This is a genomic window from Corallococcus sp. AS-1-12, from assembly GCF_020036995.1.
Taxonomy (GTDB): Bacteria; Myxococcota; Myxococcia; order Myxococcales; family Myxococcaceae; genus Corallococcus.
The window spans coordinates 1-10,410 of the sequence record NZ_JAIQDD010000063.1; the positions used below are offsets into that span (position 1 = coordinate 1).

The window sequence follows — 10,410 nt, forward strand, 5'->3', positions numbered from 1 at the left end:
ACGTGAGCTGCATCGCCCTGAAACAGTGCGATTCGTTCCGTGAGGAGTTCTGTCTTCACCTCACTGCAATGGGGGCAATCCGCGTGAGTGATTACGCCGCTACTCTCACCTCGGGCTCCCACGCCAGAAGGCGCCCTGCAGCGTCGCGCACAGTGGCCGCGTCCTTCGACAGCACGCGCGAGAGGGCGGGCTCCGCCTCAATGGCATCGGCGAGGTCCGGGGTCGTCTCGCGCATGGCCTGCCGCATGAGGTGCGCCATGCGCTCAGCCGCGTCGTGCAGCCGGTTGGGGCAGTCCGCGCGCAGTTCCGCCACCAACTCGTCGTGCACCATGAGGACGAGCCGCGAGCCCCAGAGTGGGGAGCGCCGGGCCGTGTACATCTCGCGGGCGACGCGCCAGGTGGCCAGCTTCGCACCCACGGCGCCGAGGCCCTGGAAGGGCGTGTTGAGCCACTGCGTGTAGCCGCACCCGCCCCGGAGAATGTTGGCGCCGGGGATGAGCACGTCCACGAGCTGCCCGCCGTAGGTGAGGCGGCTGGCGCGGGAGAACAGCTCCCGTTGCTCGGGCCATGCGTCCAGCCACCTGTCGCCATAGCGCTGGGAGACTTCCACGCATGTCGCGCAGACCATCTTCACCTTGCCCTGGACGCGCACCGGCACGCGTTCGACACCGCACGTCTCCGCAACCTTGGCCAGCAGGCAGAAGCGGACGTCGTCCTTCGCCCGCGCGTGGTAGGCCATGGCGCCCGCGCCCATGCCCCCGCCCTTGCCGAAGTTGAAGACCTTGGCGAGCGCGCGGAAGGACGTGGCCATGGCCTCCTTCGCTTTCACGCGCGGCAGGAGGGCTGCGTAGTTATCCCCCAGGAAAGTCGCGGCGGCGGACGTGTGGACGTCTTCCTTGGCCAGCAGCGCCTCCGCCATGCGCGACCAACCCACGTCCCAGATGGCTCGCTGGGCCATGGTGCGTAGCTCCAGGCCTGCGTAGTCCACGGAGCAGTAGACGAAGCCGGGACGGGCCTCGTGGCACTCCCGGACACCGCCTTTCTGGGGGAGCTGCTGGTAGTCGCTGGAGACGCGCGTCGTGGAGACGAGGACGTTGAAGCGCGGGTTGAGGGGCACTGCGACGCCGGCTTCCAGCTTGCCCAGGTAGGTGGAGCGGTACTTGTCCACCTTGCCGGCCTTGCCCAGCTCCTCCAGCAGCGGGTCGCCCGAGTCGAGGAGCGTGTCCCTGTCGGTGGCCACCTGGCCGTCCGGGAAGCGCTCCGAGGGCGAGGTGACGGGCGGCGTGCCGTTGTAGGCGGCTGAGACGCGTGCGGAGAGGCGCTTCGAGTCCTTGGACCCGTCAGGCCGGAAGATGCCCGCCGCGAGGAAGCGGGCACGGTTTGCGCTCCACTCCGCCTCCACTCGCTGCCGCAGCTCCGCGACGCGCCCGCCTTGGGTACGCAGCCCCCAAATGGAAGCGAAGTGCAGCGCCAGGGCGGCACGGACCTGGTCGCCTTCCGCGTGAAGATTGCCGCCGTTGGGAACCGTGGCCGCGACGCGTTCCTGGGCGAGGTGGACGTCCAGAGTGAAGCGGGCGTCCCGCTTCGGGTAGGCCACGGCGGCGGTGGGCCACTGCTCCACCGGCATGCCTTCGAGTTCCGCGTAGCGCAGGCGCCATGCGTCCGGAGCTTTCTTCTCTGCGCTGATGTCGAGGCCCAGGTGACGCTTCACCAGTAGAGACAGCGGATAGCGGGCGCCCTCGTCGTCCCCCAGCTGGCGGCCCGTCTCCGGATCCACACCGTGCAACCCTCGCGCGATGTCGATGAGGGCCTCTCGGATGGCGACGTCGTGCAGGCGTCCGTCTTCGGCAGCGTCAAAGACAGCGTCCACGAGCCGCGCGTCGTCCGCGCACATGACGCCCAGGTCGTAAGCGAGGTTGGCGCCCGTCAGGTGGATGCCTGGAGAGGAGAGGGCATCCCGGAACCAGTCACGCGCCTGGGCTGCGGAGAGGAGGCGCTCGCTGCCCGGTTCCGCGTGCGCGATGGAAGCGCAGACGAGCGGCGGGGCAAGGAGGCCGGGTTGAATCAGGTGCGTCTCGGTGTCGAAGCTGAAGAGGGAGGTGGGCACAACACGAAGAGGCCCGTGTCGTGGGCCAGCCGTGGCGGTAGGGGAGTCGCGCCAGGTACTCAGCTGCATTGGGAGAGGGGGCTGCTCAGGCCAGGGCGTCGGCGAGGGCTGGCAGCTTCGCCTCGGCGCGCTTCGCCTCGATGGCCGCCAGCTCGTCGTCCGAGGGGCTGACGGTGCTCCAGCGGTAGCCCTCGATGACCTTCCCGGGCTTGCCGTCCTTCTCAGGCAGCGTCTTGGGGAAGACCTCGCAATCGATGAGGAGGAAGGCCCCGGCCTGCTTGTCGCCCGTGAACTTGGCGAGCTGCTCCAGGGACAGCTCCTGCTCCTCGGCGCCAGCCAGGGCCATGACGAAGGCCTTGAAGCGCCCTCCGCCGTTCTTCTTCGCGTCGGAGAGGTTCTCCACGTAGGAGGCCACCATGCCGATGCGGCTGGGCTCGCTGGCGGGCTGAGTCCGCTCTGCGGACACCACCTTCAGCTCAGCGATGGCGGACAGGCCCTTGAAGCCGTCCTTGGTGCGGATGGACTGCACCTCCAGCCTGTAGCGACCGGCCTTGAGATACTGCGCGCCGAGCGCCGCCTGGGCGCTGACGATTCGAGAAAGTGCCGCGTTGCTCATGTCCTGTTGCTCCCATTGAGGGAGGACATCGAAAGGACGTCCTCACCAGCTCAAATGGGGGCATTTGCAGTGCTTGATGAAAAACGAGCGTAAATATCGCACTGGCACTTCTGACTGCTGGACGCCAGGCTCTACTTGGTTCGAGCCTTACGCGTGCGCTGGAGCTTTATGTTCTCCCACATCACTAATTTGCCCTGAGTTCTCATGATTGCGCGCACATCGCCGTCTTGCGAGATAACGAACCCTATGCTGCCGGGAGTGCTGTAGCAGTATCTCATCATCGATCTGTGACGGGTCCCATAGTCCTCAAGTCTAAAGGCGCTTAGTCTGTCTGGACGCGCTAAAGCATCTGACGTCCTGAAGAGCTTTGGCGGATTCTGGTGACAGGTGATTTCCGTCCCGAACCCTTGGACTGTCAGGTCGGTTGTCAGGACGACGGCGCCATCAACTCTGGAGAGAAGAGATAGAAACCATACAACCCCATCGATCTCGCTCTTGCTGTCAGCTAGTTCAAATTTTGATATCGACTCGTCAAGATAAAGTGGTTCTGGAATATGCCCCACATCTTTTTCCAGGTACTCGTCGCGTATTTCGAATGAGGATTCGGCAAGCGTTGCCTCGCTTGTGGCCGCAGACAGAAGGGATGTTCTGAGTCTTGGATATTTAATCCTGAATTTTGGATCAAGGCTTGTCAACTTCTTGTCGGGCGTAATGATTAAGGCGCCACCATGCCGATGGTCGCGTATGCGTGAGAGGATGCGGCAGAGAGTCTCTTTGGCGTTGGTTCTTACTAGGTCGGTCCATGTTGAGGCTGGCTCTATCTTTGCTGCGGGGAGTAGAGGCTTTAGTTCGTTGGCAAGGCCGTTCAGTGCTGTCTGAAGGGCGACTGAGATGGGGCCGACGTTTATGACGTCGGGTTGGCTTCTTGTGATTGAGTTGATTCGGAGTTCGGCGATGACATCGTAGTCTTTGGATGAGAAGATATGCCCGAGCCCCCTGATTTCTGCCTGGAAGATTCCCGGCCGTGGAGCACCTCCTGGTGCGTCGTAATTCATGAATTGATAATGAGGGTTGTTCTGATCGATCAACCCCCAGATTATGGGTAAGCCGGATTTCGTGTGGAAGACCGCGAATGATGACGTTCGCGGATCCGTCGCCTTGGCTAGCTTGACGGCATTCCTCGTGTTGAATGGGATGGCTGTCGCGAACGGAATCCTTGTCCAGGTATTCCGAATGGGTCGCTCGAACTCCATTGGCGGAGTGGCAGGGACCGGCTCCTTGGGCGAGAGGTACGAGATGGAGAACTTTATTGGTTGCCCTTCCTCTGTCTTGAGGCTTGAGGCAAACATTGCTTTGAAAATCGCATCTAGTGTTTCCTGATTCGGCCTGTCGGGGGAGTTGGAAATTGCGTCGTAGATTGTTTTAGCTAGGTCTTGTGGTGTTTTTTCGGACGATGGCATGTTGGTGGCGGGGCTGGTTATCAATGCTGATTGAGGCTATGTGCCAATAGCTTCTGAGGTTGGCCGTCTGTTTGCTGAATGAAACGTGCTCGCTCCCGTGCAATCGCGAAAGCCTCGATATAGTCCCGCGTATGGAGGCACACGTCTACCGCGACGCAAGCCGCCTGCTGCCCAGGGCGGTGCGTCCGCGCTAAGAGCTGCTCCCATAGTGCGCCGTCAGAGGGTGGCGTCACCACGAGGTTGCGGCAGAACTGCTGGAGGTTTTTCCCTGTCGCGTGCGCCTTGATGCTCGCGACGATGGCCCGCCGGCCGCACTCCTGGAGGATGGCTTCGGACGCGGCCCGCCCTCCGCCATAGAACGGCACACCAGCCGCACGTGCGATCCGCTCACCCAGCTCCGGGAACTCCACCCAGACGATTCCCACCTGGGTCCGTGCCCACTCCGCCGCGTCCTGCACCAGGAAGTCTGACACCCACACCGCTTGCGGTTCTGGCTGCACCGCATCGTGAATCCCCGCCCAGTCCGTCCAAGTCGTCGCCTCCCAGACGGGCTTGTCGCCCTGGTATGGCGGCGACATGTGCGCGCGGATGGCGGCCTTGGTGAGTAACCCTGGCGAGTCCAGGTGCTCACGCCGCTCGCCCTTCAGCTCCTCCCACACCTCTTTGTTCCAGGCCTTCCGCTTCGCGAACCACTCCTCGATCAGCTCCGGTGGTTCGCCCCGAGGGTAGCGCCAGCGATGATAGAAGCCCGCTGACAGCTGTCGCGCGCAGGCCATGGCCTGGAGCTGCTCCTGGAACTGCTCCCCATCCGGACGCTCGCCACCGTGCGCCAGTTCGATGAGCGCCAGCAACTCGGCGGGCACCGGGCTTGGATAGCGCGGGCGGATGATGAGCGGCTTGTCCAGGGCGCTCTCGTCCGTGGCGACGACGCCGCGCGTGTCGTTGCGCCGGCGCCGGAAGCCCTCGCGGACGTGCTCCTCGGGCTCGCACAGCCGCTCCAGCGCGCCAGGTGGGGCAATCACCTTCCCCGGGTCCAGGGCCGTGCCCCATTCCTCCACGACGTGGTGGGCCATCGGCAGGGGCGAGCCCTCGCGCAGCGCCAGCCGCGACAGGTGCGCGTAGTCCTTGATGCTCTTGGACGCGAACGTGCCGGACAGGGCCACGAGCCGCGTCTCCGGCCGCTTCTCGAAGTAGCGGAGAAATCGCCCGGTGCGCGAAGCCTTCGGGTCCTTGAGGTTGTGCGCCTCGTTGAGAATGACGAGGTCCGGGCGGATGCGCTCCAGCAGGTCCGTCGCTTCCTGGCTGGAGAGCTTGTTGTAGGTGATGACGTGCAGCACCGGCAGCCCAGGACGGAACCAGCGTCCACCCGCGAGGTTGGGCAAGCGCCAGTGCGCGCTGTAGTAGTCCCACTCCGCTGTGAACTGCGGCAGCAGGTTGGCGGGGATGAAGAGGCAGGCCACGCGGCAGGCCGGCATCACCATGGGCATGAGGAAGGTGGTCAGCTCCTTACCGTGGCCGGTGCCGATGGGGCCCAGCAGCCCGCCCACGCGGGACGCCTCCAGCAGCGCCATTGCTTGGACGCGTCGCAGCCGCGTGGGGCAGGGACGGGCAGGGGACATGGCCGCGCAGCCACACGGGCCTGCAGGGGCACGCAGCTGGGCTTCCAGCGCCTCGACGTCGGCCGCCGTGTAGGACGCGGCCAGGTCGCGGCGGGGCAGAGCGAGGATGCGGGTCAGGTCCGAGGACCAGCCCACGGGTGAGCGGCCCGTGCGCGAGTAGTTTTCGGCAATCTGGGGCACGTCGCCCGGAGGCGGAGTCGGCGGCAGGGGCACGCCAAGGCGCTGGAGGAGCTTCATGAGCGGCCCTCGCTACCGGACGCCCCGGACGAAGTGCCCAGTGCCGCACATCGGCTCCAGTGCCTCCACGGCCACCTGCATCAGCTCGCTGCCGGCCACGCCCAGGGCGGCGTAGGTGCCGGGCTCGGGCGGCTCGGCGCGGATGGTGGCGGCCAGGACGCCCTTCCACTTGCCGTAGGCCAGGGGCGAGTCGTTGGCGGCGACGCGGATGTCCACGACGCCGCACTCCTGCTCAATCTTCGCCACCATACGGCCGACGTAGCCGGCCAGCGGCTCGGCGGGGCAGTTGGGCACGCAGTCCACGTAGAGCGACAGGCCGGCCTCGGCGGGCCGCGTAGGCTCTCCAGCGCGGGCGGCCTCCATCTCCGCCTTCGTCCGGCGCTTGCGGCGCGGGGCCTCGTCGCTGGCCGCCTGGACGGGCTGCTCAGGCGCGAGGACGGACGCGAGCGCCGGGTTGCTCTTGGGCGCGTCCGGAGGCAGCACCGCCGCCAGCTCCAGCTCCGGAGCGACCTGGACGGGGACGGGTGGCGTGGAGGCCGTCGCAGGGACGGAAGTGACGGGCTGCGCGGGCGGAGTCTGGGGTTTCAGGATGCGGTCCATCAGGGCCATGGGCTTGCTTCCTTGCGACTGCGAGTTGAGACACTGCGCCTGGAAGGAGCACCCGCCGTACTTCTGGCAGGCGCTCCAGGTGGGTTTGACCTGGCTGGGGGAAGTGGCCCGCGCGACGTCGCGCATGCGGCGCGCCATCGGCTCAACGTGCGTGTGCCACCCGTCGCGGACGTGCTCGACGCTGACGGTGGCGACGACCGAGCGGGCGAGCTTCGCGCCGTGGGTCTGGATGTAGAGGTGCTCCAGTTCCAGCCGCTTCAGTCCCGGGAATCGCTCGGCAGCGAGGACGGCCCAGTAGCCGTAACCCACCATCTGGATGCCGGCGTCATGAGCGGCGGAGGCGAGCTGCTCGGGCGTGGCGGCGTAGCTGGCGATGGACTTCGTCGTCTTGTGGTCCGTGACGCGCAGCACGCCCTCGGCGAGGCGTCGCGGGTTGACGAGGTCGATGTAGCCGGTGAGCGGGATGCCGTCCGCGAAGAGAGGGGAGGGCTGGCCGAAGTGCTCCTCCACCAGGAGGTCAGGGCCTGGAGCGGGAAGCAGGTGCTTGCCGGCCGCCGCTAGTGGACCCAGCACGTCCTCGCCCGTGCGCAGGTAGTGCTCCAACTGGGCATGGACTGCGGTGCCAAGGTCCCGGGCCTTGAGGGGCCGCTCAGGCAGCCGGAGGACCTTGGCGAAGAACCACGCGCGCTCGCAGAGGGCGAATTTCCGCAACTGCGAGACGGACAGGTGGCGGAGGATGCCCCCCTTAACGGCATGCAGCTTAACGGCTTCTGCAGGTGGGGTCACTCCCACTTAATGGGGGCGGACACGGCGCTTCACCTTGCTAAAGTGAGGCCGTATGGATCAGCACTTCGTTCCTAGGTCTTATCTTCGCCAGTGGTGCCGCGAAGACGGCTTTTTGATCCGCTATCGCAGAGTAGGGCCTCCGGGAGCTCTTCGGCTTGTCGCGGACAAGAAACCGCCAGAGGGCGTCTGCTGGGAGCCAGACCTATATTTGCTCCCAGAAGGTGGGGTCGCGAATGGGTTGACTGGAAATGGGGTTGAACATTTACTTGCTAAGGCAGTGGACGAGTCGATTGCGCCTATAGTTGAAGCGATAGGCGAGCGAACAGGACTCGTAGATCCTCTTGTTGGAGGCAAGGTCAAGTGGCTCATGCAGAACTTTACTGCCCGGGCCCCAAGCACTCTATCTGTTATTGAGAAGGAAGTTGTTAGTTTTGCGGTTGAGCATGAGTCTTGGATTTTGAGAACGCTGGAGCGCGCGATGACTCCAGCAATGAGGTCGGAGCTTAGTCAGTATCTCGACCCAAGAATGCCTGCTGTTGCGGCAAGAGCTAGTTTGGCGGGAATGGCTGCTAACCAGTTTATTCCGATGTCGGGGTGGCTGGAGGGGCGCGTATGTGTGCTTCATTCGAAAAATGCGAAGGCGATGCTGGCTGCTTTTGGTTTGGTGGAATTCCCGACCTTTGAAGAGCCTGTTGTTCAATGGCAAGATAATGAAGCGGGACTCGTTGCGAGTTGGTCTGTGTCGCCGGATGCCATAGTTTTTGTGATAGATGGGCATGGGGCGCATCCATATGAGTTGGCTCGGCGTCACATCATCAGTTCGCTGAGGCATCAGCGGAGTGCAATCTGCCGTCAGAAGGTACCAGAGGGGTTCTGGCTGGATGAAGCGCAAAACCTGGTTCCTTGGAGCCCTGCCGAGTAGGTGAGTCCAACCTTGGGATTCTGAAGTCCTTACTTGGTGCCGACACGCATGGTCTTCGTGAGCATTTTTTTGCAGTCATAGTTGCACTTCTTGATGAATTCGTCGTAGGGGACTTCAAGTCCCGGTGGGTTCACTGGGGTGTTAAACGTGAGAAAGCGGAGGCTGTTCGCTTTCTGCTTTTGAACCATGAGTTTGCCGACGTCGTCCCATCCGGCTTTCTGAAGAGTGCCGTTGCACGCCCTTCGTATTGTGCTGGCGACAATGTCGACAAGCTGGAGTCCAGAGTAGCGCTCGGAATTCCGAAAGAGCGTGTCTTCGGTCAATATTTTCCGGGTGTCAGTGTAGTAAAAAGGCTCGGACCTGCGTTTTTCGTCGATGTGTGGTTTCAGGTGGTCGGGGGGCTCCGGTAGGGTCAATTCGTATTTAGCGAATGCCGAATAGTCTGCCTCGACAAGCTGAAGCATTGGTTTGCGTAAAAACCTTGTTTGCAGATAAGGGAGGACGATTTCAAGCCAGAGCTTCTCGTATTCAGTGACGAACGAATTCTTGGCATCTATCCTCCACCGGAAGGAACCGAGAGTGGCGGGAATTCTCTGCGAATAATATAGTGTGCTTGCAGTTATTACGTCGCCTGCGAGTTCGCTCATGGCAACCGACTGGGCATATAGCTGGTTTGGCAAAGCCCGTATCCGCGCAGCGAGGTTTTCTAGTTCAGTCCTCGCGTCTGAGGGTGGGCCGGCTCTTGCGGCATTCAAGAACTTGGTTGCTTGCTCGTGTTTGTGGGACTGAATCATTTCCTCTGAATGGAGGCCCATGTCCATGCATACCGAAACGACAAGCACGTCAAATCGCCTTAGGATTTTTAGGATGTTCGATATTTTCTCCTCGTCGAGCTTGCTTCCTTTGATCTCTCTTGAATTCGTTCTCCATGGGGCGATTGCTTTTCTGAATTTCCTAAAGAGAGTTCGGGCGAAGGACTCCGGCACAATAAGCGCCGTCACGCACGACACCGAGTTGGGTTTCGCAGGTGCTTTAAACGTTCCTGATTCGTCGATGAAGATGAGCATTTGAGTGATTTGCTGACAAGGTTCTTGGGCGCTGCCTGGATCGTCGCGCAACCTGCGTTGCGGAGCAACGATTGTATGGCCCTCGGACTATCTAGTTGGTGGTTGTTGGTGTTCTTTTCTTGCTCCCTCTTCCGGCGCGGTACGTAGTACCTCCGGTACCACCCAAACCCGTCGCCGCACGGCAGCCACGCTCTGGATGCGCTTCCGGAAACCGAGGTCGCGCAGGACGCTGGCGATCTCCCTGTCCGTTGCCGCATTGAGGTTGCCCTTCAGAACGCCCAACGCCTCTTCCGCCACGGTCAATAGGGGCACGTCCACTGGGCGCCGAGCGGGCGGCATGCGCAGAAGCCACTGGACGATGGCATCCCGCTTCCCGTCGTTCGGCGTCTCGCTGCGCTCCTTCGCCTGCGACTCGGCGCGCGGGACTTCCTCCTCCGACAGCCACCACTTCTCGTCCTGGCGGAAGCGTGCCACGGCCTCCGCCCATAGCTGCGCGCGGTCTGCCTTCAGCGCCTCGATGTCGATGGAGGTGCACCGCACCGGCCACCAGCGCCGGTAGCCGCTCGGGTCGTTGCGTAGGTACTCTTCGCTGTTGGTGGTGCCGACGAAGACGCACCGCCGCGCAGTGCGCACCGTCACGCGCCCATAGGGCGGCCGGTACGTGTCCTCGCTGCGTGACACGTAAGCCTTGAGGGCTTGGACGTCCGCTGCGCGCCGGACGGCATCCAGCTCCGCCAGTTCGATGATCCAGAACTGCGACGCGAGCGCAGCGGAGTCCTTGTGGCCGATGTCCAGCGTGGCGTCGCTGAACCACTCACCTGCCAGCACGCGGAATGCCGTGGACTTCCGAAGCCCCTGGGCGCCTTCCAGAATGAGCACCGTATCCACCTTGCAGCCCGGCCGGAGCGCCCGTGCCACGGCGCTGATGAGCCACTTGGGGCCGATGGTGCGCAGGTGCGTCACGTCGCCCGTGGCGCCCAGGTAGCG

At 63.3% G+C, this 10,410-nt stretch carries 8 protein-coding genes; 1 reads left to right on the forward strand and 7 read right to left on the reverse strand.

The window, feature by feature from the left end; translation table 11 throughout:
• Positions 1–91: 91 nt before the first annotated feature.
• The 5 genes from K8556_RS38330 to K8556_RS38350 all read right to left on the reverse strand — a co-directional run bounded on the left by K8556_RS38330 (position 92) and on the right by K8556_RS38350 (position 7,440).
• Entirely contained in the window at positions 92–2,107 is a 2,016-nt protein-coding gene (locus tag K8556_RS38330; RefSeq protein ID WP_223745096.1) for a DNA polymerase, read from the reverse strand.
• An 85-nt stretch (positions 2,108–2,192) separates the two neighbouring features.
• Positions 2,193–2,723: a hypothetical protein gene (locus K8556_RS38335; RefSeq protein WP_223745097.1), complete on the reverse strand. Its 531-nt coding sequence runs from the start codon at positions 2,721–2,723 to the stop codon at positions 2,193–2,195.
• Positions 2,724–2,854: 131 nt separating this feature from the next.
• Positions 2,855–4,183, reverse strand: coding sequence for a putative sensor domain DACNV-containing protein (locus tag K8556_RS38340; RefSeq protein ID WP_223745098.1), 1,329 nt, complete (start codon positions 4,181–4,183; stop codon positions 2,855–2,857).
• Positions 4,184–4,203: 20 nt separating this feature from the next.
• Positions 4,204–6,039 carry a DEAD/DEAH box helicase family protein gene (locus K8556_RS38345; RefSeq protein ID WP_223745099.1) on the reverse strand — a complete coding sequence of 612 codons (1,836 nt, stop codon included), beginning with the start codon at positions 6,037–6,039 and terminating at the stop codon, positions 4,204–4,206.
• A gap of 12 nt (positions 6,040–6,051) precedes the next feature.
• The gene (locus K8556_RS38350) at positions 6,052–7,440 is read right to left on the reverse strand and encodes a PD-(D/E)XK nuclease family protein (RefSeq protein ID WP_370640040.1); all 1,389 of its coding nucleotides are present in this window, start codon (positions 7,438–7,440) and stop codon (positions 6,052–6,054) included.
• 46 nt (positions 7,441–7,486) lie between these two features.
• Between K8556_RS38350 and K8556_RS38355 the strand changes: the two genes are divergently transcribed.
• Positions 7,487–8,356 carry a DUF4238 domain-containing protein gene (locus K8556_RS38355; RefSeq protein WP_223745101.1) on the forward strand — a complete coding sequence of 290 codons (870 nt, stop codon included), beginning with the start codon at positions 7,487–7,489 and terminating at the stop codon, positions 8,354–8,356.
• Between the two features lie 29 nt (positions 8,357–8,385).
• Here K8556_RS38355 and K8556_RS38360 read toward each other — a convergent pair whose 3' ends face one another.
• Together K8556_RS38360 and K8556_RS38365 are read right to left on the reverse strand one after the other, a co-directional pair.
• Positions 8,386–9,423 carry a DUF3800 domain-containing protein gene (locus K8556_RS38360; RefSeq protein ID WP_223745102.1) on the reverse strand — a complete coding sequence of 346 codons (1,038 nt, stop codon included), beginning with the start codon at positions 9,421–9,423 and terminating at the stop codon, positions 8,386–8,388.
• 87 nt (positions 9,424–9,510) lie between these two features.
• A partial coding sequence (locus K8556_RS38365) for a virulence-associated E family protein (RefSeq protein WP_223745103.1) occupies positions 9,511–10,410 on the reverse strand: 900 nt, incomplete at its 5' end.